This is a genomic window from Natrononativus amylolyticus (genome assembly GCF_024362525.1).
Taxonomy (GTDB): Archaea; Halobacteriota; Halobacteria; order Halobacteriales; family Natrialbaceae; genus Natrononativus; species Natrononativus amylolyticus.
This window is the reverse complement of the sequence record NZ_CP101459.1, coordinates 346,211-371,614: the sequence shown is the minus strand read 5'-3', so window position 1 is coordinate 371,614 and position 25,404 is coordinate 346,211. Positions and strand designations below refer to the sequence as shown.

The following is a 25,404-nucleotide window of genomic DNA, read 5'->3' as shown; positions in this document are numbered from 1 at the left end:
ACCGCACTCAACACGACCCCGAGCCATCAGTCATTGGTGACCGCGCCGACTCGAGCGACGCCGGTCACCGCGTCGACGTGGACGTTGCCGGTCCCGGTGTCGCTCTCGATCGGAACGATCCACGACGCACTCGTCCGGTATGGGTGCTCGAGCACCCGCGGGTTCTCGTGGTCGTCCGCGAGCGCCTCGAGAGCGATATCCTTAGCGTGCGTAGCCTCGGTGATCGTGATCTCGTCGTCCATCCGAACGGTGACGACCGGAACGTCTGCGGCCTGGACGACGCGTTCGGTGACGCTGCCGACGATCAGCCGGTCGAGGCCGCTCCGCCCGTGCGTTCCCATCACGATGGCGTCGACGGCCGTCTCGTCTGCGTACTCGAGGATCGACGCCGCGGGGGTCCCCCGCCGGAGCACCTTCACGACGGCGACGCCGCGGCGGTCGGCCTCGGTCTCGACGCGGTCGGTCGCCCGCCTGGCGGCGCGCTCGGCACCCTCGCGGACGACGTCGCTGGCGAGCGACTCGCGGGCGCCCTCGTCGAGAACGGCCAGGGCGTGAACGGTTCCGTCGGCGGCTTCGGCGAGCTCGAGCGCGTGTGCGATCGCCCGTCGGCTGCCGTCGCTCCCGTCGGTCGGAACGAGAATGTCCTGGTATATCACGGCTGAAGGTACGTGCGAGACGAGCAAGAACACGGAAGCCGGTCCCCAGTCGGTGGGAATCACCGAATCGCTCGAGGACGACCGACATCAGCCGGTCGCTCGCTCGTCAGCGACGTCGACCGTCTCCTCGGAGTCCGACCGGGAGCGAGAGAGCGCGCCGCCGAACCCGCCCGGCCCGTGGCGGTGGATCACCAGAAGCATGTTGGCGGCGAACACGGCGAATCCGATCGTCATCGACACGCCGCCCGCGACGACGACAGCCGCCGGAACCGGGAGCAGGCCCGCAGCGGCGAGTCCGGCGAAGCCGGCTACGGTCGCCGCGAAGTCGACGCGCTCGAGTCGGCTCGAGTAGAGGTCGTCGATCATCGGCACGCGCTCGAAGCCGAGGCGGTCGCTGTAGCGGTCGAGCCAGACGATGAACGGAATCACGTGGTACAGGGTGCCGACGACGACGAACCCGAAGACGCCGACGACGAGGAGCGTGCTCGTTCCGGGGGCGCCGAACAGGGCGTCGGGGGCCATCGGATCGCGCCACCACGCGGGGGCGGCGAGGGCGGCCCACGCGAGCAGGGAGCCGACGACCACCCAGTACCGGGCCGTCATCGGGCTCCGGTCGACGGAGGCCCTCGAGAGCAACCCCGCGACGACGAGGGCGAACGCGGCCGCGCCGACGAGTACCGCGAGCGCACCGACTCGAGCAAGCGCGAGCGAGCCGAGCCCCCGACCGAGCGCGAAACAGACGACGCCGGCGGGTAGCGCCCACGCCTCGAGGCGCAGGAGAGGGCGATCGATCCGGGCGGGCGACGCCTGGGTGAACATCGTCGCGAGCTGGGAGAGCGCGCCGACGACCGTCGCCAGCACCCCGCCGAAGACGGCGAGCGTCGCGTGGGCCAGGATCACGTCGAAGCGCCCTACCGACAAGGCGTCGAACACCGGCGTCTGGAGGTCGACGGCGAGGGCGACGCCGAGCGGCGCGACCGCGGCGAAACAGCCGAGGGCGAACGCGAAGTGGCGCTCGGTGGAATCCAGCGGCCGGGCTCGAGCCAGCGTCCGGCCGACGTTGTAGACGAACACCCAGATGCCCGCGAGCAACAGCGTCGCGAACGCCGGGAGGAGGACGAGTCGACCCGCCAGCAGGACGGCGACGAATCCGACGAGCCCCCCGGAGACGAGCCAGAGCTGGACGACGGCGAGTCGACGGGAGTAGAGCGTGACGCCGGACCAGACGGGAACGAACTGGGTCATCGCCCCCATAATCGTGAGGCAGATCCAGCCGATCAACAGGAGGTGGACGTGTGCGATCGAATCCAGTCCCGGCAGCGACGAGACAGACTGTACGGTTCCCATCCCGACGCCGGCGACGAGGAAGGCGAGGCCGACGACGAAGTGTCGAAGCGGGATCGTCATCGGCGGCTGCTGGTCGGTGTGGAGACCGCCCGGAAGCGCGTTCATACCTCGAGTGGGCGGCCCACGGTCGTCGTCCTGGTTCCGAACGTGTTCGGAGGGGACCATTAGCGGCTCGACGGCCTCTAGACGAGCGTGATCCAGATGCCACCGCACTCGAGTCAGAGCCACGAGAGACGACAGGAGACCGTTACGACAACCGTCGACGTTCGCTGTACCGGCCACGTCCGCGACGCCGTCGGCGCCCACGGTTTCGAGTTCACCTTCGAGGGCGCCACTTTACGGGAGTTCCTCGAGGCGTTCTTCGCCGAGTACGACGTCGCGGACCTGCTGATCGCGGAGACGGAAGCCGAGTCGACGGCGCGAGGGTGGGCGCGTCCGCCGGCGGAGTTGCCGGGAACCTGGCGGAAGAACCCGGAGGGCGAACAGACGCGGACGTACGCGAGAATCTGCGTGAACGGTCGGTTCAACGAACACCTGGCGGGGTTCGACACGGAACTCGAGGACGGCGACCGCGTCGCGCTGCTGAACCCGTTCATGTTCTGCTGTTAGCGGGACGACCCACCGACGCCGGAGTCGTCCCGGGAGACCCGAATCGAACGACGGAAACGGTCGGACCCGTCCCCCACCGGTAGCGAGAATTTATACGCCTGCGCGTTCAACCCGGCGTCTGTACACGGAGAGGGAGTACTTCGGAATGCGTTCATCGCCCCCGACGGACACGGAACTGCACTCGCGGGTTCGCCAGCAGGAGGTCGTCACCGAACTCGGCCAGCAGGCACTCGAGGATAACGACCTCGATCAGCTCATGCACGACGCCGCGGCGGCCGTCGCCGAGACGCTGGACAGCGAGTACTGCAAGGTCCTCGAGGTCGTTTCGGGCGGCGATGGCGTGTTACTCAGGCAGGGCGTCGGCTGGGACGACGGGCTCGTCGGGACCGCGATCGTCCCGACCGATACGAACTCGCAGGCCGGCTACACGCTCCTCTCGGAGGAACCGGTCGTTGTCGACGACCTCCGGACCGAAGAGCGGTTCAGCGGCCCCGACCTCCTCATCGAGCACGGCGTGGTGAGCGGCATCAGCGTCATCATCGGAACCGTCGAGGAACCGTGGGGAATTCTGGGCGTCCACGCCACCGACCACCGGGAGTTCACCGAGTACGACGTCACCTTCGTACAGAGCGTCGCGAACGTCCTCGCGGCGGCGATCGAGCGCCACGAGTACCGGACCGAACTCGAGGAGACGGTCGTCGAACTCGAGCGGTCGAACACCCGCCTCGAGAGCTTCGCCGGCATGCTCGCACACGAGCTTCGAAACCCCGTCTCGATCGGCCAGATCTACAGCCAGCGACTGCCGACGGAGACCGCCCCGCAAGCGGTCGAGTACGTCACGGAGGCGTTCGACCGCATCGAGAGCATCGTCGACGTCATGCTGATTCTCGTACAGGGACGGGAGGCGGTCGGCGAAACCACGCCGATCGAACTCTCCGCGGTCGTTCGGGAGGCGTGGGCGGGTGTCGCGACACCCGAGGCACGACTCGAGGTCGCCCTCGACGGTGTAGTGCGCGCCGACGAGACGTACATCCACCTCATGTTCAGGAACCTGCTCGAGAACGCGGTGATCCACGGGGGCGACGACGTGACCGTTCGCGTCGGCGGCACTGACGACGGCTTTTTCGTCGCCGACGACGGTCCCGGCGTCCCGGCCGACGAGCGCGCGTCCGTCTTCGACGTGGGGTTCACCACGGCGGCCGACGCCGGCGGCTCGGGGCTCGGGCTCACGTTCGTCAGGGAGATCTGTTCGGTGTACGGGTGGACGTGCACCCTGACCGAGAGCGAGTCCGGCGGCGCCAGGTTCGAGTTCGGGAACGTCGAGTTCGTCGACGAGCGACCGACGCGATGATGTTCGCCGCGACACGGACGGTGCCGGGCGCCGAACCACCAGGTATGGTGACCACGAACCTCCCTACCGACTCGACCGCACGCCCCGACCACGACACATCGTGGTCGGCGAACCTCGAGCACCCCCGCCACGCGGACGACCGCGACCTGGTCGTCGCGGAAGCGCTCGACGCCGTCGAACGGACGGCCGCCGGCTGTCACGTCAACCTCGTAACGCACACCGCTCACGGGCACCCGTCGACGTACCTCTACGACGCCCTCGAGGCGGCGTTCGACGCTCTCGAGTACGAGTACGTCGACCGCTGTGGCTGCGGCGGCCACGTCACGCGCGTCCATGTAGAGTAGAGCGGGGAAGAGTGAGCGGTCAGTAGCGGCCGCCACCGACGACGCTACGGCAGGGATTTCTTTCGATTCACAGAGTTGTGAGGGGGTGCCCCGTGGTCACCCCCGAGATGGGGTCACTGTGCGCGTTCGGCGCCAGGAACCGGCTCGTCAGCCATCGGGGCCGCGTGTTCGGCGACCCGTCTGCGGTTGATCTCGCCGATCCGATCGCTCACGCCGTCGACGAGGTCGACGATCGTCTCCTGGATCGGGCTGTCGTCGTTTTTCACCGCCGGGCCGTCGGTGCCGTCGGCCCCGAAGTCGGGGTGCAGCGGGAGTGTGCCGAGCAGCGGGACGTCGTAGTCGGCGCTGATGTCCTCGCCGCCGTCGCGGCCGAACAGGTCGTGTTCGTCCTCGCAAGAGGGGCAGTGGAACGTGCTCATGTTCTCGACGACGCCCAGCACCGGCGTGTGGTGTTTCTGGAACATGCGCAGTCCCTTTCGGGTGTCGTCGACGGCCATCTGCTGTGGCGTCGTGACGATGACGGCCCCGGTGACCGGCATCGTCTGTAACAGGTCGAGCGCCGTGTCGCCCGTCCCCGGCGGGAGGTCGACGATGAGGTAGTCGAGACGACCCCACTCGACCCCGTCGAGGAACTTCGTCATGATGTTGTTGACCATCGGCCCCCGCAAGAGGGCCGGGTCGTCCGCGTTCTCGGTGAGAAAGCCCATGCTCATCACGCGAACGCCGCCCGAGCGCGGCGGGACGAGCTCCTCTTCCGGCGTGACGCCCGGCTCGCCCTCGATCGGCAGGATCCGGGGGACGTTGGGGCCGTGAATGTCGGCGTCGAGGATACCGACGTGGGCACCTTGGCGCTCGAGGCCCGCCGCCAGGTTCGCAGCGACGGTCGTCTTGCCGACGCCGCCCTTGCCGGAAGAGACGGCGATGATGTTTCTGACCCGCGGCATGATCTCCTCGTCGAAGCCGTGTTCCCGGCCGGCGTGGGCGCGCAGGTCGGGCTCGAGGCCCATCCCGGAGACGACCTCGCGGATGCGGGTGCCGATCTCCATCTCGGCGGGCGCGTAGGGGGTGTTGAACGCGAGGGAGATCCGCGCGGTGTCGTCGGTGATCGTGACGTCGTTGACGAGGCCGAGCGAGACGATGTCGTCGTCGTTCAGCGGATCGTCGACGGCTGTAAGTCTTTGTCGGAGTTCGGATTCGGTCGGTGTCATGGTGTATCGTGTGTGAAGTTGTAGTGCCGACGGGCAGTCGAGCGCGGTCCCGGTCGGCACGGCGGGCGGTCGCGCGTGGTTCGTGTATCGGTTCTCCCGGTCGACCGTCGCGTTCAGAAGAACACGAGGTCGAGCAGGACGGTTTTGAGGAACATCCCGGTCCACAGCAGGACCGTGAGCCCGACGAGGTAGCCGACGCCGAGTGCGGCCATTCGCGTGTCACGGGGTTCGCCGGCGAACCACGCGACGAGCATGACGTACACCGGCACCAGGATCACCCCGAAGACGAGCCAGGTTCCGGGACCGGGAAAGCCGGTCGTCATACGGTCACCTCCGGTTCGATGCCGTCGTCAGTCGAGGGGTCGTTCTCGCTCATCGGATCGCTCTCGGTCGGTGGGTCGCGTTTCGGTTCGCGGTCCGCCTGCAGGTGTTCGATCGCGTGGAGTTCGACGACTGGGATCGCCTTGGCCACGACGAGGAAGAACATCGTCACCATCCCGATCGTGCCGAGCACCGAGGCCATCTCGATGAGACTCGGCCAGTACGCGCCGGGGACGGCCTCGTAGAGGCCGAACGTCGGGTACATCAGCCCCTCGACGACGAAGAACACCTTCTCGAGCAGCGTCGCGATCAGGACGGTCACGCCCGCGCCGACGGCCCGCAGCGGGGTGAACAGCGACGGGCGGATCGTCTGGGCGAAGATGTACGCGAGGGTCGCCCCGACCAGTACCATCGCGCCGACGTACACCGGGTGCGAGAGCTTGGCGCTGGTCGCCGCGGTCTGATCGATCGGCGCCGCGAAGGAGCCGCCGACGATCTGCTGGAGCTGGAGCCACAGGAACAGCAGCGCGAAGACCCCGAGCCACAGGGTCAGCCCCCGGAAGACGTCGTCGGTGATAATGTGATTCCAGTCGTACGCCGTCCTGAAGGCGTAGGAGATGAGGATCACGCCGCTGATCGCCGACGTCAGCGCGATCGTGAGGAACTGCGGCCCCTGGATCGCGCCGAACCAGCCGGGCATCGTCGGGATCAGCGCGAACAGCCACGGGATGACCCCGCCGTGGAGCAGCAGCGGCGCGAGGATGATGATCGCGAGCGCGAGCCACCAGACCATCCGCTCGACGACCGCGTCCTCTTTCTCGGTGTAGCCGACGGTGAGGAGTCTGTACAGCGGCTCGAGTCGATTCGGGAGGTCCGCGCGCAGGCGGGTCACGTCGTAGCGCAGAGTGAGCAGCAGGTACGTCGCCGTCATCACGAAGTACAGCGTGATGACCGTCACGTCCCAGACCAGCGGCGAGTTGTGGATCGTGACGTGGTAGTTCCCGAGGATGCTCGTCACCATCCGGTCGGGCCGGCCCATGTGAACGATGATGTAGAAGCCGGCGGCCGAGAGGCCGGCAATCGTCAGCAACTCTGCGAGTCGGGCGACCGGCATGTAGCGGTCCATCTTCAGCAGCCGAACGGCGGCGGAGAGGATGATGCCGCCGTGGGCGATGCCGACCCACCAGATGAACGCGCCGATGTACAGCCCCCAGGTGACGCCGCCGCCCGAACCCCAGTCCGCGAGGCCGGTGACGATCAGCCCGTGCTGGAGCTGGTAGGTCCAGCCGACGAGAAAGAGGCCGAACGCCGCCGCTGCGGCGGCGAAAACCAGGGCGAACCGCTTCGTAGTGTGCTCGAGCGGGCGCAGGATATCCGCCTTCGTCGGCGTCTTCGTGCTCACGGGGCGACACCTCCGCCGAACGTGCCGTCGTCGAGCACCTCCTTGCGCCGGTCGACCTCGCCGATGTCCTCGTAGGAGACCGGTCCCTCGACCTGTCTGGCGTTGGGTCCGGGCTCGTTGCCGACGAAGACGACGTTCGGGTCGGTGCCCAGTTCCTCGAGCAGCCGGAACGTCGAGACGGTGTCGGACGACCGGTTCGGGAAGTGTTCGTGGTCGTTGGGCTTCTCCGAGCGAACCTGCTCGAGATACTGATTGGGGTCGCTCTCCGGGTCGTTCATGTCGCCGAAGTGAATGGCGTCCATCGCACACGCCTCCTCACACGCGGTCGTCCCGACCTTGTCCTCGCCGTGGATGCCGTCCTGACGGCTGGGGCACATCGTACACTTGCCCATCACGCCCTTCGGCGGGCGGCTGTCGACGCGGCGACCGCGCCCGTCGAAGACGTGATCCGGATCGAGCTCCGACCCCGGCACGTCGGGCTCTCCCCACTGGAAGTAGTTGACGCCGTACGGACAGGCCACCTGGCAGTACCGGCAGCCGATACAGACGTCGTAGTCGGTGAGCACGAGGCCGTCCTCGGTCCGCTTGTGGCGAGCCGTCGTCGGACACACCTTCTCGCAGGGGGCGTTCGAGCAGTGCTGGCACGTCCGCACGAGGAAGTTCTCGCCGTCCTGATCGTCGTCCTCGTAGGTGAAGACGTACATCCAGTTCGCGCCGGCGGACGTGTTGTTCTCCTGGCTACAGGCCGTGACGCAGGCGAGACAGCCGTCGCACTTCTCGAGGTCGATGACCATCCCGTACTGCATCCCGTCTTCGTCGTCGTCCTCCTCGCCCGCGGCGGCCGTCGCCACGTCGGTGTTCTCTTTCGTCGCCCAGGCACCGAGGCCGAGAACCGCGGCTCCGGCGCCGAGTTTCTTCATCGCCTCGCGGCGGGGGAGGTCGCCGCCCTCTTCGAGTTCGGCGAGCGACTCGAGGAGCCCCGCCCCGTCCTCCGAGTCGGCGAACGCCTCGACCACCGGCCGGTCGTCGACGCCGAACTCCTCGATGACGGCGCCGTGGTAGCGCTCGTAGAACTCGGCTTCCGAGAGCTCGCCGGCGACGAGCCGCTGGGCGTCCTTCGCCATCTCGAGGCCGAGTTCGGTGTCGTACTCCGTCTCGGCCAGCAGCTGTTCCATCTCCGATTCCCAGTCGTCAGTGTGAAGGTGTGATACCGAATCGTCAGAACTCATACAGTCACCACCGGCTGTGGACCCTGACAGCGGATCGTCCGTCGAGTCGAGATCGCGTCTGCTGTCGCCGTCATTACTCGACGACGACGGCACCCTTCTGGTTGACGTTGAGGTGCGGTTCGCAGTAATAGCGGTACGTCCCGGCGTCGTCGAAGGTGTACTCGAACGTCTCGCCGGCGTCGGTCTTCATGTCGCTCTCGAAGAGGCCGTCGTCCTCGGTGACGGTGTGGCCGCCGCCGTCGCCGGTCCACTCCCAGACGACCGTCGTCCCGGGGTCGACGCGGATCGCGGCGGGGTCGAACTCCATTCCGGACGAGCCCGCACCGTTCATCACCGTCACTTCGTCCTCGCTGGTCATGTCGACGACGCCGTCGTAGGAGTCGACGCCGTCGAACCAGTCGCCGAAGTCGTGGTCGTCGGTCGCCGCGTCGTCGTCGCCGTTGCCACCGTCGTCGCCGCCGTCACCGTCGCCGTTCGTGTTCGGTTGCGGTTCGTCGTCGTCGCTGCCGAGACAGCCCGCGGCGAGTGTGATCGTCAGCGCTGCACCGGATGCCTTCAGGAACGTCCGTCGGTTGCGGTCGATTTTCGTCATCAGTTGACTCCTCTGTCTGACCCTGGGGCGGAGACCTCATTGAAATAAGAAGGCGATTTCCACGGCGTGGGAACACCGACGATCATGTTCGGCGAGACAGAGTTGGTCGTCGGCTCAAACTCCAGTTACGACTCGCTGGTGGCGGCTACCGAAACCGAGGGACGCCGTCGAGTGGCGGCTCTGAGTCCTGATCCGATCGGCACCGGCCCGGAAACGGGAGGACGCTCGAGACGATGCCGACCGCAAAGCGGGCAGCGGGCACGGACGAGCGTCGGATCAGACGGTCGTGAACGGCTCGTGATCGCCGCTCGGCGACACAGCGTACACCTCGAGCGGCTCGTCGCCGGGTTCGCCCATGCCAGGAGAGTGCGCCGGCATTCCCGGGACCGCGATCCCGGCGATCTCGTCGGACGTCTCGAGGGCCTCCTCGATGGCGTCGACCGGAACGTGCCCCTCGACGAACAGCCCGTCGAGAACGACCGTGTGACAGCTCGCCATCTCCGACGGGACGCCAACCTCGTCCTTTCTCTCTGCCATGGAGTCCGTCTCGACGACCTCGAGGTCGCCCTCGAGGTGTTCCTCGAGGTACGTCGCGTACTCGCCACAGCAGCCACAGCTGGGGTCGTGGTACTGGACGGCGTCCGCAACAGACAGACGCAGTTCGCGGCTCCACGGCCCCGTCGCCGACTGTGTGAGACAGCCGGCGCTGGCGGCCGCGGCGGTGGCGAGCGCCGTCCCGAGCAGTGCCCGCCTCGAGGGGCGATTCCCGATCATGTCGAGTCGATCATTCGAGCCGGCGGGTATAAACACGGGGATTCGATACCGGAGTCCGGGAACCGCTCCGAACCGGTTCGGCCCAACGACCAATGGCCGCGCTCGCGGAGGCATACCCGTATGACGACCCAGACCCACGCCGCCGAGACGACCGAGGTAGCGTCCCTCGACGACCTCGAGGGGCGCCCGCACGCACGACTGTTCGACGGCGAGCCACAAACGATCCGCCTGACGCTCGAGGCAGGAAACTGCGTCGCCCCGCACCAGCACCCCGATCGGGAGATCGTGTTGCACCTGCTCGAGGGGCGGCTCACGGTGACCCTCGGCGAGGAGGAGTACGACGTCACCGAGGGAACCGTCGTTCGGTTCGACGGCGACCAGTACGTCTCGCCGGAGGCCGTCGAAGATAGCACCGCACTGCTGGTACTTGCGAAGCGTCAGGAGTAGAACAGCGTCTCGCGATCACGCGGTCGCGAGCTCTTCTTCGAGCGGATTGAGGTCGTCGGAGTCAGGAATGTCCTCGAGGAAGCTCTTAACGATGGTCTCCTCGGCGCGGTGGAGCGTCTCGCTGCACGTCGACTTCGCGATGCCGAGGTGGTCCGCGAGTTCGGTGAGCGAACAGCACCGCGGCGTGTCGTAGTAGCCGCGCTCGACGGCGGCGACGACGAGTTCGCACTGGCGCTCCGAGAGGAGCTGGCGCTGGTGGAGTCGCTCTCGAACGTGGTCGATCCGGTACTGGAGTCCGAACAGCTGCAGCTGGTCTGCGAGCTCCGAGAGGCGTTCTCTCGAGCCCGTGACCTCGATCGTCGCCTCGCCGTCTCGGATCTCTACCGGCAGCTCGATCGGCATTCCCGAATCGCGCGAGGAGAACATCAACAGCGGCGCGGTCGTCTCGAAGTGAACCGTCGCCTCGTTGTCGCTCCACTGGGCGAGTGAGAGCTCCGTGATCTGCGGGTGGTCGTCCATGTCCTTGACCAGGTCGGGGACGTTCGGTCCGGTGATTCGCACGAGCGCGAACCCGGATTCGGGACCCGGGACGGCCGCGAGCACCCGGAACGTCGATTCCGGGTGCGCCGTCGAGATCTGCTGGATCCACACCTGCTCGGGCATGGTGATCGTCAGTGTCGCTTGTGCCATACGAACAGGTTCGGGTGGAATCCACTAACTACTATAGCCGAATCCGTTCGGGTGAGAACCACCGGAAGTGGTATGCTCGTCGACCGAACACGTTCCCGCCAACGGTCAGGGTGTCGGCGCCCCAAGCCGTAGATATGCCGATGACTCACTCCGAACACCGACTCGACGTCCGCGAAATCGAGGGGCCGCCGTTTGGCGAGATCATGGCCGCACTCGACGGCCTCGAGGCCGACGAGCGACTGCGCCTGATCGCCGGGTTCGAGCCCAAACCGCTGTACGAGGTCCTCGAAACCCGTGGGTTCACCTACCAGCCAGAGCGGAGAGCCGACGAGGAGTGGCACGTTCTCATCGAACTCGCCTGATCGGCCGGGACTGCACTCGAGGCGCCTCCCGTCGGTCCGCGGGTACGGAGTACCCGTTGTGAGTCGAGACGCTTTCGAACGGAGTACACTATCCGTTAGTTACATATGTGATTGCTCACCATAGAAGAGGTATACCGAATGCGCGCCCTCTCGTCTCTCCGCGGCGATACCGTGATTGCCGGACTCGGCTGTCTCTTTGCCACGGCAGCCGCGGTGTACGCGCTCACAGGAGTTGTCGGTGGAACCGAGGCGTCAGTGATACTCGTCGTCACGTCGCTCTGTGGCGGATCGGGGATCGGCCTCCTCTACGCCGGCCGGCGACTTCCCCGAACGAGCGTTCACCCGTCGCTCTACGATCGCGTCGCGAGATGGTGTCTCGCCGGTCTCGGGGCGATGGTCGCGCTCCTGGTTTTCGTCGCGGCCGTGGCAGGAGTTACGAGTTTCGTCGAGAATTTCCTGATCCTCACCGCGCTCGCCAGCGTCGCCGGCCTCGGAATCGGCGTCTACGACGCACAGGCACGGACGCGAGCGCTCCTCGCGGAGCAGCGAAGCCGCGAACTCGCGAGACAGAACCAGCGCCTCGAGAGCTTTTCGGAGATGCTCACACACGAACTCAGGAACCCACTGACGATCGCCAAGGTGTACCACGGGGAGTCCGACCCGCGAAATGAGGGTGCCGCCGCCGAGGTCGACACGGCCCTCGAGCGAATCGACGAGATGATCGACGTCCTGTTGATCACCATTCGCGGCTCCACGAACGAGCACGGTGAGGAGTCGGTGGTGCTGGAGCAGGTCGCGACGGAGGCGTGGGACGACCTCTCGAGAGCGTCGGACTCGGCGTCGCTCATCGTCGACGCGGACCGGGCCGTTCGAGCCGACTCCGTACACGTCTACCACTTGCTGCGAAACCTCTTCGAGAACAGCGTCGAACACGGTCCGGACGGGGTGACGGTTCGCCTCGGCGATCTCGAGGACGGGTTCTACGTCGCAGACGACGGTCCCGGACTCCCCGAGAAGAATCGGGCGGTGGTCACCGAAGGCGGCTTCACGACGAAGCCGGACGGAATCGGCCTCGGGCTGACGTTCGTCGAACACCTCGCGACCGGCTACGGGTGGGAGATGACACTCACCACGGGGAACGATGGTGGAACGCGGGTCGAATTCACGGCTGTCGAGTCCGCCGACGGGTCTGCCCGCGCCCGGACCGAAGAGCACACGGTCACGACCGTCTATACGGGCATCTAACATCCTGTTACACGAAATCAAGGAGAACGCCCACGACTTTAGTCGTGGGAGGATGTCAACGAGAACTGCGGACGACTACACCCGAAGCGATCGGAACTCGAACCGGGCGCCACCCTCGGCGCTCTCCGAGACCGTTACGTCCAGACCGTGTGCGTTGCCGACTCGGCGAACGATCGTGAGTCCGACGCCGGTCCCGCTGTATCCCGTCGTGAACCCGTGCTCGAGGACGCGGTCTCGATTCTCGGGTGGGATACCGCGGCCGGTGTCCTCGACGTAAAACCCGTCGGCCAGCGGGCCGACGCGAACGGTAACGTCCGGGCCACCGTGGCCGACCGCGTTCCGAAAGAGGTTTTCGAACAGCGCCTGGAGCTGGGTCTCGTCGCCGTCGACCGTACACTCCTCGGTCGAGAGCGTCGCCGACCGGGAGTCGACCATCGACCAGGCGCGTCGAGCGACCTCCGCGAGCGAAACGCGGCGACATTCCCCGGTCGGCGTACCGTGACGGGCGAGCGCGGCCAGATCGGTGAGGAGGTCGTTCATGCGTAACAGCGCGTCCTCGATCGCTTCGAGGTCGGTTTCGTCGCCGGTGTCGCGGTACTGTTCGAGGTGTCCGAGCGCGATCGAGAGAGGGCTTCGAATGTCGTGAGAGACCATGCTGGCGAACTGATCGAGTCGCTCGTTCTGTCGCTCGAGCTGGGCGGCGACCTGGCGCGTCTCGCTGACGTCCTGGGTCACGAGGACGCCGTACGGCTCGCCCTCGACGGACGTCGGCCGCGTCTCGAGGTGATGGATCGACCCGTCGTACTCGACGTCAAACGAGCGGGGCTCCCCGTCGATCGTCGCTCGAAGCTCCGGTTTCAGCGTGTCGACGGTCTCTTTCGGGAAGAGATCCTCGACCGGCTTTCCGATCATGTCCGCGGGGCGACACCCCGAAAACGGAAGCGGGTCGGGCCCGATTACTCGATACCGTAACTGGGCGTCGAACAGGACCAGCACACCGTTCGGAAAGCTGGTGAGGAGCGCTCGATAGGCGTCGATCGACACCTTCTGTAATACGTCGTTAGGGTTCTCCATCGAATAAGTGAGCTAACAGGAGAGTTGTCGCACCCCCTATTAAACGTAGTGGCTTCGCGTTAGTTCAGATGCAGAAAAATCTTGATTTCTGATAGCTATTAGATATCATAATTACTAATGAGGGGACGTATCGACGGCTACCGTGAACGAGACGGAGTAGAGGCCGAGCGTAATCTCCGCCGTACAGTCGTTCGATCACCGACCGGCGCCGAACTCGAGTGACCGATCGACGTGGAGCCGGCGAAACCGAACCCGTTCGGATCAACACCGATGGTACCCGCCGCTCGAGTGGGACCTGCATGACGACACTCGACGTGAGAACGATCCCGCCGGTCAGCCGCCACCCGACGATTCACGAGGCGTTCGACGCACTCGAGCCGGGCGAGACACTGACGATCATCAACGACCACGAGCCAAAACCGCTGTTCTACGAGTTCCAGGCCGAAGTCGCCGCCTTCGACACCGACGGCTACACCGTCGACCGCGTTGAGGACGGAAAGTTCGTCGCCGAATTCCCGAAGCGCGACGACTGATTCGGCCGCTGCCACCAGCCCCTTTCCGTCACTCGGACTGCTGCCACCAGCCCCCTTCCGTTTTTCCGCGCTCGGTTTCGAGACCGATCACGTTCGGCACGAGACACAGGCGAGTCGCGTCCGGAGGATCACCTATGCCGACACAGACCGTCGACGGCGTCGTCGCCCGGACCGACGCGCCGTCGACCTGGCCGCGAGAACACCTCGACGTCCGCTCGCTCGGTCCGCCGGAGCCGCTGCAGCGAACGCTCGAGCGACTCGTCGAACTCCCCCCGGAGACCGTCCTGGTTCAGCGAAACGATCGCGTTCCCCAGTTTCTCTACCCGAAACTCGACGAGCGCGGGTACCGCTACGAGACAGTCGATCTCGAGACGGAGGTGGTGACGGCCATCTGGCGGCAGTGACGGCCCGCCACCGCGGCCGCCGACATCGAACCGACGGCAACTGACGGCGGCCCGACGAGCGTCGACGATTCGCTACCCCCGTCGACGGGCGCCGAGAGGCCGACCGGCCTCGCGCGCCTCCGCCGGACCGCGTCGGCATACCTGACGCTAACGAAACCCCGTCTGATGTGGCTGCTCTGTCTGGTCGCCCTCGCCGGGATGGGGCTGGCGACGCTGACGGGTGCACGCCTCGAGACGCCGCCACCGGTCGCTCAGAACCGAACCAGACGAAAGAACCGAGACCGACCCGCGTTCACGACTGTGATTCAACGTCACGGGTCGCGTCCTGTACCCCTTCGACGCCCTCGAACTCGAAGCTCGCTCCGCCCTCGTCGCTCTCGGTGACCGAACACCGCCACTCGTAGATCTGCGCCATCTCCTGGACGAACGTCAGCCCGAGCCCCATGCCGCCGTCGTCGCCGGCGGTCGTGTACCCCGACTCGAAGATCGTGTCCCTGTCCGCTCCGGGGATACCGGCCCCGTCGTCGGCGACGTAGAACCCGTCGTCGAAATCACCGACCGTGATGCGGTCGGCGCCGCCGTGTTCGACCGCGTTCTCGAACAGGTTTCGAAACAGGTGACGGATGTACGTGTCGTCGACGATGACGGTCCGGTCGATCTCGAGTTCCAGCGCGACGTCGGGTGCGTCCACCTCCGCCCACGCGTCCCGCGCCGCGGCCGCGAGGTCTACCGGGGCCCGTTCGGTCATCGCCTCCCCGCCCTGGGTGAGCACCAGCATGACGTCGATGAGGTCCTCGATGCGGTCGAACGCCTCCGTGACGTACTCGTGTGCCTCCGGGTTCGCCGTCTCGGGGAGTTGCTGGCTGTAGATCTGGCCGATCGAGACGGGGTTTCGCAGCTCGTGGGTGAGCATCCCCGCGAAGTTCTCGAGCTGGGCGTTCTGTGCCTCGAGCTGGCGTTTGCGGCGGTTTCGCCGGGTGACGTCGCGGACGACGCCGACGAGATCCCGCCTCCCGTCCGCGGACGGCGGGAGGAGCGCACCGGTCCACTCGACGGCGACCGTCTCACCGGACGCTGTCGTCAGCGTCGTCTCGTACGTGTTCGCTGCGCCGGCTCGGATGTCCTCTTTGACCCGCTCGTCGAGCATCGTTACGTTCTCGTCGACGACGAGCGACGCGTGGGCGCCGATGAGTTCCTCGCGCGTGTAGCCAACCAGATCGGTGTACGCCTCGTTGACCAGCAGGAACCGGCTCGCCTGGTCGGCGACGAAGATGCCGTCGTTGACGGTCTCGACGATCGTTTCGTAACGCTCGAGTTCCTGACTGTAGCGTTCGGCCTCGCGCTGGCGATCCTCGGCGTCGAACGCCCGCGTCTTCGCCTGGGCGTCCCGGTAACCCATGCCGAGGCCGGCGACGCTGGCGAGCGCAGAGAGGATCAGGACGGACGTCAGTGGATCGTTGACGGACGCGACCACTGCGACGAACAGAATAACCGCGAGAATGATCGCGATGGCGCGGAGACACCACCGAGCGATCTCGTCGTACAGATCGGGACGGACGTCGAGGTTCGGAAGTAGATTGCCGAAGTAGACGTGGACGAGTCCGGAGGTGCCGACCAGCAGCGAGATCGTCAGCACGTCGGCGAGCCCCCGGATCTCGAGTACGTAGAGAAGCGGGAGGCCGGCGGCGACCGCGACGTACAGCCAGCCGAGGCCTAGAATAACGCGCTGGCCGCCAACCCGCGAGATACTGTTCGATACATATCCCATCAGCCGGTGGAAGAAAGCGAGGTACCAATAACATTTGCATTTTCTCGACCGCGAGCCGTTCGAACTGGCCGCTGTATGTCGCGCCCCGGACATTTCCGGCCGGGTTCCCGTGGCTCGGGAACGGCACCTGCGATTTAGCGCCGCGTGGGTCGATGGGTTCCGTGGCGATCGCCGTGGGCTACAACCTAGGTGTGAGCCGGTTGGCCGGCCACACGGAGCTGTTCGTCCGCGTCGCGGGGGTCGCCCTCGTGCTCTCCGGGGCCGGCCAGCGTACAGGACGGGTCTGTGAGAGCGGAGTCGCCCTGTCTCTCGAGTCGGCACCCGGTATCGCCGCCGGGGACCGTTTATCCGACGATCCGAGCTTGTTCGTCCGATCGGGCGGCTCCCGAAGCGGTTTCGTCCGATCGGACGGCTCCCGAATTTCGAGAACCCGCGCGAACGTGTGCGGGAGAATAGAACCGGGGTTACGGACAGAGTTTGGCGTGTACAAGCCATGACGACTGCACAATCGGACGAACCGATGCCGTTCATGCAACGGTTTATACAATCGCATCTGGTTGCTCGCGCTCATCGCGCTGGTGTTTTTCGCCCTCCGGTAGATCACGACTCTCCGTCCTCGGGACGCCACTCCGATCCGACCCTGTCGTAGCCCATCATCTGCGCCCCCCGATGCTCGGTGACGACCGCCTTCATGTTCGGCTTCGGAACGCCGAACTCGTCGGCGGCGAGGTCCATCACGGCGAGGACGAACTCGCGTTTCACCTCGAACGGGCGGCCCTCGCGGATATCCGCGTCCAGAAACAGCAGCCGATCGTCGTCGACCTCGCGTCCGAGCGAGAGCTCCGATGGCTCTCGAGGGCGAACGGTGATCGCGACGTGGCCGGTACCCGTTTGCATGATCTCGCCGTACCGCTCCCGCACCGCTTCGGCGAACTCCCGTTTCGTCTGTCCCGTCAGTTCGACGGTTGTATCGAATTGAAGGAGTGGCATACGCCGAAATCGGGTGTGTGCTCAATAAAGCTACTCGCGAGGCCGTGTCGTAGCCTGCGACAGCGCGAAGTGATCGCTCGAGAACGCGTCGTACTGTTTGTTGGAGTCCCGTACCGGTGATCCCCGATACGGTAGGAGTGGTCCCGAAGATATTCGATTTCGAACGGGAAGCACTCGACAATTGAAAGACTATTCCACTATCTACATCACTGTACTATCTATACTACTCTAGAATAACTATACTAGTAGAACTACTCTACTAGGGCACGAATTTCGTCGCTCGAAACGGATGTTTGGCACGCAAGAACTGGATTGGGACGGAGACACCCCCGTCGCGTTTGTAACGGGATCTAGGTACGGGGGTCTAGAGGAGGAACACACCGGGTTCGCGCTTGTAATATCGTTGTCTTCGGTCTGCTTTACCGGCAATATCGGAACTTCGACCTCATCCTCCCCACCCTATTGACCGTTACATCCGCGACGGAGGTGTGTGTCTTTTCCGACCGGTCGAACCGATTCCGATTCCGATTCTCCGTTCCTCTCGCTCGAAGACCCTGGCATCAGACGTTCCCCGGTCGAGGTTACATCCGCGATAGGGGTGTCGGAAACACCGCTTCGACTGTAACTAGACCCGCGAGGCTACTGTTTTCGCACATCTCAGCCAATTCCGGTGTACAGTACATCCCGGGGCGACGTAACTCGGATTTTACATCCGCGAGCCACCCCCCATAGCTTTATTTCAGTCGAGTTGAAATGGCTCTGGTATCACCATGTCTACTGAGGACGACCGCGATCCGCTCTTTCGGTACGACGATCCGATCTTCGCGGACGAGCGGTTGCTCGAGATTACCCACCTTCCGGGACCCGATCGAATCGTCGGCCGCGACGAGCAGATGCAGCGCGTCGCCGACGCACTCAACCCCGCTATCTTCGGGAGTGAGCCCGCTCACCTCTTCATCTTCGGCAAAACCGGGACCGGAAAGTCGCTCATCTCGCGGTCGATCACGCAGCGAGTCATCTCCGAGGGGAAACGGGACGGCATCACGATCAAGTACGCGTTCATCGACTGTGGCGAACAGAACACCGAGGCCGCCATCGTGAAGACGATCGCCCAGATCGTCAACGAACCCGACAGGAGCGGCGTGACCATTCCGGATCGCGGGCTCGGCACTGGCGATTACTACAAGCGCCTCTGGCAGAGCGTCGATCACTGTACGGACGTCACGATCATCATCCTCGACGAAATCGACATGCTCGAGGACGACGAGGTTCTCAGAAAACTCTCCCGTGCGGGTGAAAACCGACGGATCTCGAGTTCGAGCATCGGGATCATCGGCATCTCGAACAAGATCGACTTTCCCGATCACCTCTCCGAGCGGGTCAAATCCAGCCTCTCGCGCGACGAACTGGTCTTCCCGCCGTACGACGCGAACCAGCTGGTCGACATCCTCGAGAAACGACGCGACGCGTTCCACGAGGGCGTGCTCACGGACGACGTGATCCCGCTCACGTCGGCGCTAGCCGCCCAGGAGCACGGCGACGCCCGGAAGGCGATTGACATCCTCCGGAACGCCGGGCGGCTCGCGAAGAAGCAAAACGACGCCCAGGTGACCGAAGCGCACGTCCGCTCGGCGAAAGAGAAAACCGAGGCCGACCGGTTCAGCGAACTCATCGAGGGCTCTCCCCAGCAGGCGAAGGCGATCCTGTACGCGCTGACTCTGTTGACCGAAAACAGCTCCAGCGAGGAGTTCCCGACGAAGATCATCTACAACCAGTACAAGCAGGTCGCTCGTCGACTCGACCTCGAGCCGCTGTCCGAACGACGTGTCCAGGAGATCCTCCAGGAGCAAAACTTCCTCAACGTGATCCAGTCCGAACGCGAGGGCCGCGGCCGCGGCCGCGGCGCCCACGCCAAACACCGCTTGCTCGAGAACCCGGAGATCGTCAAGAAGGTTCTGCTCCGCGACTCTCGGCTGTCAGTGCTCGAAGATACCAGCGAGTAGCGGTGCTCGAGGACACCGGCGAGTAGCGGTGCTCGAAGCTACCAGCGAGTAGCGGCGTTCGAAAGTGGAGACAGCCCAGCCTCGGATTCAGTCAGCAGCGTCCAAAATCCCGAACGCAGTCAGTAGCCGTCGAGAATTTCGATATCACCCCGTTTTCCCCAGTCGACGTGCAACCGGCAGGCGTACTCGACCATTTCCGTCTTGGCCTCGAACTCGAGCGACTGGCTTTCGCCGTCTTCTTCCAGTAGCTCGGTTTCGTACCCGTCGACGACCGCCTCGCGTTCGTCCCAGAGTTCGATGTTGTGCGGCCGTCCGTCGGCGTTCTTCCAGGTGATGACGTACGACTTGCCGGCGGTCAACACGAGCGTCGGATTCTCGACGCCGTCGATGAACGCGGGTTCGACGCCCTCGAAGCCAGCGGTGGTGGCGCTTAAAACGATCTCGTCGACGTCCGCCCACCGCTCGGGGTCCGTCTGCGTTTCTTCTCGGTCGTCCTCGCCGGCTCCGCTCTCGCCGTCGCTCCCCTCGTCACCTTCCTCGCTACCGGTGTCGGCGTTCGTGTCCCCGTCAGTCTCGGCGTTCGTGTCTTCACCGTCAGTGTCGGGATCCGCGTCGTCTTCGCCGCTACCGTTACTTTCCATCCCGTCTCGGCTCTCGTTCGGTTCGTGCTCGCTGTCGTCGTTTCGATCACGCGATGCCGGCGGGCTATCGAGACAGCCCGCGATCAGGAATCCGGCCGGTACGCCGGCGAGAAGTCGCAACGTTCGCCGCCTGTCGCTCGAGTCTGGGTCTTCCATGAACCGACTCGAGCACCGGCATCACCAAGGGTAAGTAGTCCATACTGTCGCTCTCGCGCGACAGTAACGCCAGATTTCACTTCCGTCGTGGCCGTCGGTCCTCGGGGACCGTCGTTCGGTCATCGGTCCCGTTCGAGTCTGGCCCGTCGTTCGTCGAACTCCTCGTCCGAAAGGTCGCCGCGGGCGTACGCGAGCCGCAACTCCTCGAGCGCCGGATCCCCTTCCCGATCAGGTCGACCGGCACTCGAGCGATACAGGGCGTACCCTCCGCCCAGAAGCACCGCGAGCGTAAGCAGCCAGAGTACCAGCAGTAGCCACCACCCACCCATTCCGTTGGGCGTCCCCCCGTTCCACATGTGCCCCCATCCGAACACCCCCAGCATCGGCAGCATGAACAGCATCATCAGGAGCGGAAGGAGCAGGATTACGGCGACGACGATCAAGACCGTTCGAACGACCGCGTCTTCCGTGGACATAGTGATGGTTCGCCGGAATCGGACATAAAACTCTCTCCGGCTCGAGAAACGCGTTGACTCCGCGCGATGCGGCGTGTCGATCGATTGCTCGCGGCCGACTGGCTACTACTCGAGGGGTTCGTACACGTACGAGTGGCGGATGTCGACGTCGTACATGAGCGTCCCCGGCGGCATACGGGCGAGCCGCCACGTCGCGTACAGGTCGCCGATCGCACCCGAGGTGTTCAGAATCAGTACGAACGCCGCCGTGATCGCGACGACCGGAACCGGGACGGCCAGTAGCGGAACGCAGACGGCCGTGATGACGACGAGCGGTGCGAGGCCGACGCGGAGTAGTTCTTCGCGCTTCTGGAACTGACCGAAGACGGCGGTGTAGAACGCCCCCATCGACGGGATGACGCCGTAGCTCACGTCGTAGCCGTAGTGAGCGAACGCCGCGCCGTGGAGCGCCTCGTGGACGACCGTCGTCACGACCAGCGCGACGACAAAGGGGACGATGATCGCAGTCAGATCCATCGCGAACGTCATCGTGTCCCCGTCGGTGGTCATTTCGTACACGCTCGCGAACGCTTCCGGGCCGTGAACCGCCGAGAGGAGTACGACCAACGCGACCGTCGACGCGACGCCCAACAGGCCCGCACCGACCACCAGTACGACCGTCGGGTACGAGAACTCGGAGGGCGCAGCGTACCCCTCCGGCTCCGGGGGCGTTTCGGACGGTTCCGTCGTGTCGACCCTCGAGACGGCGCTTTCGGACATGGGCAGTCCAACCGCTCGCCGATACAAGTACGCACCCCTTCGCTCGTCTCGGATCGAACCGATATCGGGTGATGTCGATCAACGACCCAACGGGCAGACGCCGCTACAGGTCGTCGACGTACCGATCTTCCCACTCGCGTCGGTCCTCGAGCTCGCGCCGTCCGCGGCGGGTGACGCTGTAGATGTTCGTCCGCTTGTCCTTTACGCCCTTGTCGATGAGCCCCTTCTCGACGAGGGTATCGAGGTTGGGGTAGAGGCGACCGTGGTGAATCGCCTTCCCGTAGTAGTCCTCGAGTTCCTCCTGGATCGCGAGGCCGTGCGGTTCCTCGAGGCCCGCGGTTACGTACAACAGGTCGCGCTGGAATCCGGTCAGGTCGAACATTGAATGTGTTTACAATACAGACAATATGTTATAAATTAACCTGTTGTGTTCGTTCTATCCGCTACTTTTGTATTTGAGGCGACACGGCGCCCCTGGAGCTCGATTCGTCCACTCTCTCCTTTCAACCGGGTTCTCGTGAACTCGTTACTGGTCGACTCAGATCCCTGCCAGATGCTCGAAAAACCTCGCTGCATATACGGGTCGCGGTCGTTCGTCGGCGTAGTGAACTCGGAGACGGCGTCACGACGCCCGCTGATCGGTCTCGCGGGGCTGGCGAGCCTCTGCTGTGTCGGCACCGGAACGGTCGCCGTCGCGGGCGGTGTCGCCGCCGGCAGTGCGGGAGGCGGCATCGTCCAGATGGTCGCAACGGTGCTGGCGATCGTCGTCGCCGGTGCGATCCTCCGGTCTCGAGGCGGCTGTTCCGCCTGTCGCACGGAGTGACCTCGCTTCCGATACCCGTACGTACAAACGGGTGGGGTTCGGGAACCCAGTATGGCACGGGACGTACGGCGCTATCTGAGCGCCCGCGGAACGCGCGAACCGACGCTCGCGCCCGACGGAACGCTGGCGTATCTGGCGGATACGACGGGAACGATGCAGGTCTGGACGCTCGAGCGACCCGGCGAGTGGCCGACCCAGCACACCGTCTACGACGAGCGCGTCTCGGTCGTCTCCTGGTCGCCCGCGGGCGACGCCCTCGCGTTCGGGAAGGACGCCGGAGCCGACGAACACGACCAGCTATTCCGTCTCGACCTCGCGGATGGGACGATCGCTCGGCTCACCGATCGCCCCGATGCGATTCACTCCTGGGGCGGGTGGAGCCCCGGCGGCGAGCGGATCGCGTTCTCGGCAAACCGCCGCGATCCGGCGAGCTTCGACGTGTACGTCATGGACGCTGCAGGCGGCGATCCGTCGCTGGTCTGTGAAGGGGACGGCAGAATCGCCGTCGCCGCCTGGGATTCCTCGGGTGATCGACTCGCGCTCACGACGGCCCACGCGAGTGCCGACGTCGACCTCTGCGTCGTCGACGTCGACTCCGGTGACCGGCGACGCGTTACGTCACACGAGCGAGCGGCTCGCTACGGCTTTCCGACCTTTGGCCCGGACGGCGACGCCCTGTACTGTACGAGCGACGTCCACGGCGACACGATGGAACTCGTCCGGATCGATATCGAGACCCGCGCCGTCGATCCGGTTCGCATCACCGGCGACGAGGGCCCAGCCGGCAGCAGGGACGCGCCCGCGGACTGGAGCGTCGACGGCTTCGCGCTCGACTCGACAACGGGACGGCTTGCGTACACGCGAAACGTCGACGGCTACTCCACCCTCCTCGTCGGTCGGCTCACCGGTCCGACCGAGATCGAGGCCGAACCGGTCGAGGTCCCGCGCGGGGTCGTCTCCGACCTGACGATCGGTCCCGACGGCGAGCGTGCGGCGATGACCGTCTCGTCGACGAACCTGAACTACTCCGTCTACGTCGTCGACCTGACGGCCGTCGACGCCGACGAGGGGCCGACGGCCGACCGCTGGACGGTTCCCTCCTCGGGCGGCGTGTCGCTCGAGCGCTACCACGTTCCCGAACTGGTCGGGTACGAGACGTTCGACGGACGGACGATCCCGGCGTTTTTCTCCCTTCCGACGGATACCGCGGACGGCGAGCGGGTTCCCGTGATCGTGGACATCCACGGCGGCCCCCACGCCCAGCGGCGCCCCTCCTGGCGAAACCGTCCTATCCGCCAGTACTTCCTCGATTCCGGCTACGCGCTGTTCGAACCCAACGTCCGCGGTTCGTCGGGGTACGGCGCCGAATACGCGGCTCTCGACGACGTCGAAAAGCGTATGGATTCGGTGCGAGACGTCGCTTCCGGCGTCGAGTGGCTCCGGGACCATCCGTCGGTCGACCCCGACCGGATCGTCGCCTACGGGCGGTCTTACGGCGGGTTCATGGTACTCGCCTGTATCACCGAGTACCCCGAGCTGTGGGCGGCGGCCGTCGATTTCGTCGGCATCGCCGACTGGATCACGTTCCTCGAGAACACCGGCGACTACCGCCGCTCACACCGGGAGGCCGAGTACGGCTCCCTCGAGACGGATCGGGCGTTCCTCGAGTCGATCTCGCCGATCCACGAGGCCGATCGAATCGAGTGTCCGTTGTTCGTTCAACACGGCGCGAACGACCCCCGCGTCCCGGTCGGCGAGGCCGAACAGATCGCCGCGGCCGTCGAGGAACAGGGCGTTCCCGTCGAAACGTGCATCTTCGACGACGAGGGTCACCACACGACCAAACTCGAGAACCGAATCGAGCAGTTCGAGCGGATCGCCGCGTTCCTCGACGAACACGTCTGAACTCGATTCCAATTGGACGGCCGATAACCGGCTCCTGTGCGACCCTTTCGCGGGAACGTGGTTCTCTGACGATATCGTTCCCTGACACTCGAACTGAGAAGGGATGCGTTTAACTGGATCAAATCGCGAGGTTCTGATGGGCCGGGATACCATTCAACCACCTACTGCCCGGCCCACTGCCCTCGTATCACGAAGTCGAATATAATTGTTTATAGCGTGCTACATCTCCCCCGGTCCGGGACCGCTCTCCGAACCGCGGCCGCGGGCCGGTTACGAGCGACGGCGAGCGGTCGTTGCCTGCCGATTCGAGTACCCGTCCTCCTCGGTCACGGAGTCGAATCCGAATCGCACACCAGAACTCGTAACAACTCTGAGCCCCGAGCCTCTCCTATGAACCCACCACTCGAGCGCCGTGCGACCGGGGCGGTCCCGGGTCTCGCGAGTGGTGACGCGATCGAACGACCGTCTGGGAGGGTGGTGTTCCGATGGCACTGAGCACGTTCTTCGGCGTCGACGTCCTGTTGTTCCTGCTGATCGGGCTCCTCGGCGGGGCCCACTGCATCGGGATGTGTGGCCCCCTCGTCACGGTGTACGCCGAGCGCATGGGCTCGAGTCAGTCGGGTACGCCGGCCGGCGGGGGTCGCGACGCCCACCTGACGCTGTACGAGGTCCGCCAGCACACGCTGTTCAACCTTGGCCGGACGATCAGCTACGCGCTGCTGGGCGGAATCTTCGGCGCCATCGGCGGGCTGCTCTTCGTCACCACGGCGTCGTTGACGCCCGTTCTCGAGGCGGTTCGCGGCGGCGTCGGGCTGGTCGTGGGCGGGCTGGTCATCGCGACCGGCGCCTACTACCTGGCGGGGCGGACCGGCGCGGAGGTCCGCCTGCCCGGCCTCCAGCGTCTGACGACCTGGCTCGCGGCCCGCATCGACCGCCTCGTGAACAGCCCCGGAATCATGGGTCTGGGAGCGATCCACGGGCTGTTCCCCTGCCCGATCCTGTACCCGGCGTTTCTGTACGCGTTCGCGACGGGGTCGCCCGCGGGCGGTGCGATCGCCCTCGGCGCGCTCGGCCTCGGAACGATCCCCGCCGTGTTCGCCTACGGAACCGTCATCGACGCCGTCGACGCGGTTCACCGCCGGCGCGTTCACCGGCTCCTGGGCGCGGTGTTCATCGTCCTGGGCTACGTGCTGTTCGCACACGGGCTGATGAGTCTCGGAATCCACCTTCCACACCCCGAGCTCCCGTTCTACGACGGCATCGACGCACCGGGGGCACACGATCACCACTGATAC

Annotated in this window: 28 protein-coding genes and 1 pseudogene; 13 read left to right on the top strand and 16 right to left on the bottom strand. The window is 65.4% G+C overall.

The features are described 5' to 3' along the window. Positions 1-26: 26 nt before the first annotated feature. Together NMQ11_RS17090 and NMQ11_RS17085 are read right to left on the bottom strand one after the other, a co-directional pair. Positions 27-653 carry a universal stress protein gene (locus NMQ11_RS17090; RefSeq protein ID WP_255171582.1) on the bottom strand — a complete coding sequence of 209 codons (627 nt, stop codon included), beginning with the start codon at positions 651-653 and terminating at the stop codon, positions 27-29. Between the two features lie 90 nt (positions 654-743). Beyond that, positions 744-2,108 carry a heme-copper oxidase family protein gene (locus tag NMQ11_RS17085; protein WP_255171561.1) on the bottom strand — a complete coding sequence of 455 codons (1,365 nt, stop codon included), beginning with the start codon at positions 2,106-2,108 and terminating at the stop codon, positions 744-746. Between the two features lie 96 nt (positions 2,109-2,204). Here NMQ11_RS17085 and NMQ11_RS17080 point away from each other — a divergent pair, with 96 nt between their 5' ends. The 3 genes from NMQ11_RS17080 (at position 2,205) to NMQ11_RS17070 (ending at position 4,307) form a co-directional block, all read left to right on the top strand. Next, positions 2,205-2,612: a MoaD/ThiS family protein gene (locus NMQ11_RS17080; RefSeq protein ID WP_255171560.1), complete on the top strand. Its 408-nt coding sequence runs from the start codon at positions 2,205-2,207 to the stop codon at positions 2,610-2,612. A 145-nt stretch (positions 2,613-2,757) separates the two neighbouring features. Next, positions 2,758-3,963 (top strand): sensor histidine kinase, encoded by a 1,206-nt coding sequence (locus NMQ11_RS17075; RefSeq protein ID WP_255171559.1) that lies wholly within the window; start codon positions 2,758-2,760, stop codon positions 3,961-3,963. A 44-nt stretch (positions 3,964-4,007) separates the two neighbouring features. Beyond that, complete coding sequence (locus NMQ11_RS17070; protein ID WP_255171558.1) at positions 4,008-4,307, top strand: CGCGG family putative rSAM-modified RiPP protein; 300 nt, start codon at positions 4,008-4,010, stop codon at positions 4,305-4,307. A gap of 113 nt (positions 4,308-4,420) precedes the next feature. Here NMQ11_RS17070 and NMQ11_RS17065 read toward each other — a convergent pair whose 3' ends face one another. The 6 genes from NMQ11_RS17065 to NMQ11_RS17040 form a co-directional block, all read right to left on the bottom strand. Continuing rightward, positions 4,421-5,515 carry an Mrp/NBP35 family ATP-binding protein gene (locus NMQ11_RS17065; RefSeq protein ID WP_255171557.1) on the bottom strand — a complete coding sequence of 365 codons (1,095 nt, stop codon included), beginning with the start codon at positions 5,513-5,515 and terminating at the stop codon, positions 4,421-4,423. Between the two features lie 113 nt (positions 5,516-5,628). Continuing rightward, positions 5,629-5,838 carry a hypothetical protein gene (locus NMQ11_RS17060; protein WP_255171556.1) on the bottom strand — a complete coding sequence of 70 codons (210 nt, stop codon included), beginning with the start codon at positions 5,836-5,838 and terminating at the stop codon, positions 5,629-5,631. Continuing rightward, a complete protein-coding gene (gene nrfD / locus NMQ11_RS17055) occupies positions 5,835-7,238 on the bottom strand; it encodes an NrfD/PsrC family molybdoenzyme membrane anchor subunit (RefSeq protein ID WP_255171555.1) in 1,404 nt (467 codons plus the stop codon). The genes NMQ11_RS17060 and nrfD overlap by 4 nt, the downstream gene beginning before the upstream one ends. After that, positions 7,235-8,467 (bottom strand): 4Fe-4S ferredoxin N-terminal domain-containing protein, encoded by a 1,233-nt coding sequence (locus NMQ11_RS17050; protein ID WP_255171554.1) that lies wholly within the window; start codon positions 8,465-8,467, stop codon positions 7,235-7,237. The genes nrfD and NMQ11_RS17050 overlap by 4 nt, the downstream gene beginning before the upstream one ends. Before the next feature lie 73 nt (positions 8,468-8,540). Then, complete coding sequence (locus NMQ11_RS17045) at positions 8,541-9,059, bottom strand: halocyanin domain-containing protein (protein ID WP_255171553.1); 519 nt, start codon at positions 9,057-9,059, stop codon at positions 8,541-8,543. Between the two features lie 276 nt (positions 9,060-9,335). After that, positions 9,336-9,833, bottom strand: a complete 498-nt coding sequence (locus NMQ11_RS17040) for a DUF411 domain-containing protein (RefSeq protein WP_255171552.1) — start codon at positions 9,831-9,833, stop codon at positions 9,336-9,338. A gap of 120 nt (positions 9,834-9,953) precedes the next feature. Here NMQ11_RS17040 and NMQ11_RS17035 point away from each other — a divergent pair, with 120 nt between their 5' ends. After that, a complete protein-coding gene (locus NMQ11_RS17035; RefSeq protein ID WP_255171551.1) occupies positions 9,954-10,280 on the top strand; it encodes a cupin domain-containing protein in 327 nt (108 codons plus the stop codon). A gap of 15 nt (positions 10,281-10,295) precedes the next feature. On the opposite strand, the gene NMQ11_RS17030 is transcribed toward NMQ11_RS17035, so the two are convergent. Then, entirely contained in the window at positions 10,296-10,970 is a 675-nt protein-coding gene (locus NMQ11_RS17030) for a helix-turn-helix domain-containing protein (protein ID WP_255171550.1), read from the bottom strand. Between the two features lie 134 nt (positions 10,971-11,104). Between NMQ11_RS17030 and NMQ11_RS17025 the strand changes: the two genes are divergently transcribed. Together NMQ11_RS17025 and NMQ11_RS17020 are read left to right on the top strand one after the other, a co-directional pair. Continuing rightward, the gene (locus NMQ11_RS17025) at positions 11,105-11,332 is read left to right on the top strand and encodes a DUF2249 domain-containing protein (RefSeq protein WP_255171549.1); all 228 of its coding nucleotides are present in this window, start codon (positions 11,105-11,107) and stop codon (positions 11,330-11,332) included. Positions 11,333-11,587: 255 nt separating this feature from the next. Continuing rightward, on the top strand, positions 11,588-12,577 hold the full coding sequence (locus NMQ11_RS17020) for a sensor histidine kinase (RefSeq protein WP_345781481.1): 990 nt from the start codon (positions 11,588-11,590) through the stop codon (positions 12,575-12,577). A gap of 75 nt (positions 12,578-12,652) precedes the next feature. On the opposite strand, the gene NMQ11_RS17015 is transcribed toward NMQ11_RS17020, so the two are convergent. After that, the gene (locus NMQ11_RS17015) at positions 12,653-13,651 is read right to left on the bottom strand and encodes a PAS domain-containing sensor histidine kinase (protein WP_255171547.1); all 999 of its coding nucleotides are present in this window, start codon (positions 13,649-13,651) and stop codon (positions 12,653-12,655) included. Between the two features lie 299 nt (positions 13,652-13,950). Here NMQ11_RS17015 and NMQ11_RS17010 point away from each other — a divergent pair, with 299 nt between their 5' ends. The 3 genes and pseudogenes from NMQ11_RS17010 to NMQ11_RS20245 form a co-directional block, all read left to right on the top strand. Beyond that, positions 13,951-14,184: a DUF2249 domain-containing protein gene (locus tag NMQ11_RS17010; protein WP_255171546.1), complete on the top strand. Its 234-nt coding sequence runs from the start codon at positions 13,951-13,953 to the stop codon at positions 14,182-14,184. Between the two features lie 134 nt (positions 14,185-14,318). Next, positions 14,319-14,588, top strand: coding sequence for a DUF2249 domain-containing protein (locus tag NMQ11_RS17005; protein ID WP_255171545.1), 270 nt, complete (start codon positions 14,319-14,321; stop codon positions 14,586-14,588). 90 nt (positions 14,589-14,678) lie between these two features. After that, positions 14,679-14,840 (top strand): annotated as a pseudogene (locus tag NMQ11_RS20245) (heme o synthase); the annotation flags it as partial. Positions 14,841-14,880: 40 nt separating this feature from the next. Here NMQ11_RS20245 and NMQ11_RS17000 read toward each other — a convergent pair. Next, on the bottom strand, positions 14,881-16,356 hold the full coding sequence (locus NMQ11_RS17000; protein WP_255171544.1) for a PAS domain S-box protein: 1,476 nt from the start codon (positions 16,354-16,356) through the stop codon (positions 14,881-14,883). A 600-nt stretch (positions 16,357-16,956) separates the two neighbouring features. Then, positions 16,957-17,346 carry a tautomerase gene (locus NMQ11_RS16995; RefSeq protein WP_255171543.1) on the bottom strand — a complete coding sequence of 130 codons (390 nt, stop codon included), beginning with the start codon at positions 17,344-17,346 and terminating at the stop codon, positions 16,957-16,959. 770 nt (positions 17,347-18,116) lie between these two features. Between NMQ11_RS16995 and NMQ11_RS16990 the strand changes: the two genes are divergently transcribed. Then, the gene (locus tag NMQ11_RS16990; RefSeq protein ID WP_255171542.1) at positions 18,117-19,349 is read left to right on the top strand and encodes a Cdc6/Cdc18 family protein; all 1,233 of its coding nucleotides are present in this window, start codon (positions 18,117-18,119) and stop codon (positions 19,347-19,349) included. 119 nt (positions 19,350-19,468) lie between these two features. Here the strand turns inward: NMQ11_RS16990 and NMQ11_RS16985 are convergent, their stop codons facing one another. The 4 genes from NMQ11_RS16985 to NMQ11_RS16970 all read right to left on the bottom strand — a co-directional run bounded on the left by NMQ11_RS16985 (position 19,469) and on the right by NMQ11_RS16970 (position 21,763). After that, positions 19,469-20,146 (bottom strand): cupredoxin domain-containing protein, encoded by a 678-nt coding sequence (locus NMQ11_RS16985; protein ID WP_255171541.1) that lies wholly within the window; start codon positions 20,144-20,146, stop codon positions 19,469-19,471. Between the two features lie 119 nt (positions 20,147-20,265). Beyond that, the gene (locus tag NMQ11_RS16980; RefSeq protein WP_255171540.1) at positions 20,266-20,622 is read right to left on the bottom strand and encodes an SHOCT domain-containing protein; all 357 of its coding nucleotides are present in this window, start codon (positions 20,620-20,622) and stop codon (positions 20,266-20,268) included. 105 nt (positions 20,623-20,727) lie between these two features. Then, complete coding sequence (locus tag NMQ11_RS16975) at positions 20,728-21,381, bottom strand: DUF3267 domain-containing protein (protein ID WP_255171539.1); 654 nt, start codon at positions 21,379-21,381, stop codon at positions 20,728-20,730. A 103-nt stretch (positions 21,382-21,484) separates the two neighbouring features. Next, entirely contained in the window at positions 21,485-21,763 is a 279-nt protein-coding gene (locus NMQ11_RS16970; RefSeq protein WP_255171538.1) for a PadR family transcriptional regulator, read from the bottom strand. Positions 21,764-21,985: 222 nt separating this feature from the next. On the opposite strand from NMQ11_RS16970, the gene NMQ11_RS16965 reads away from it, so the two are divergent. The 3 genes from NMQ11_RS16965 to NMQ11_RS16955 all read left to right on the top strand — a co-directional run bounded on the left by NMQ11_RS16965 (position 21,986) and on the right by NMQ11_RS16955 (position 25,401). Continuing rightward, positions 21,986-22,204: a hypothetical protein gene (locus tag NMQ11_RS16965; protein WP_255171537.1), complete on the top strand. Its 219-nt coding sequence runs from the start codon at positions 21,986-21,988 to the stop codon at positions 22,202-22,204. A gap of 51 nt (positions 22,205-22,255) precedes the next feature. Next, a complete protein-coding gene (locus NMQ11_RS16960; RefSeq protein ID WP_255171536.1) occupies positions 22,256-24,109 on the top strand; it encodes a S9 family peptidase in 1,854 nt (617 codons plus the stop codon). Between the two features lie 485 nt (positions 24,110-24,594). Beyond that, positions 24,595-25,401 (top strand): sulfite exporter TauE/SafE family protein, encoded by an 807-nt coding sequence (locus NMQ11_RS16955; RefSeq protein WP_255171535.1) that lies wholly within the window; start codon positions 24,595-24,597, stop codon positions 25,399-25,401. Positions 25,402-25,404: the final 3 nt, after the last annotated feature.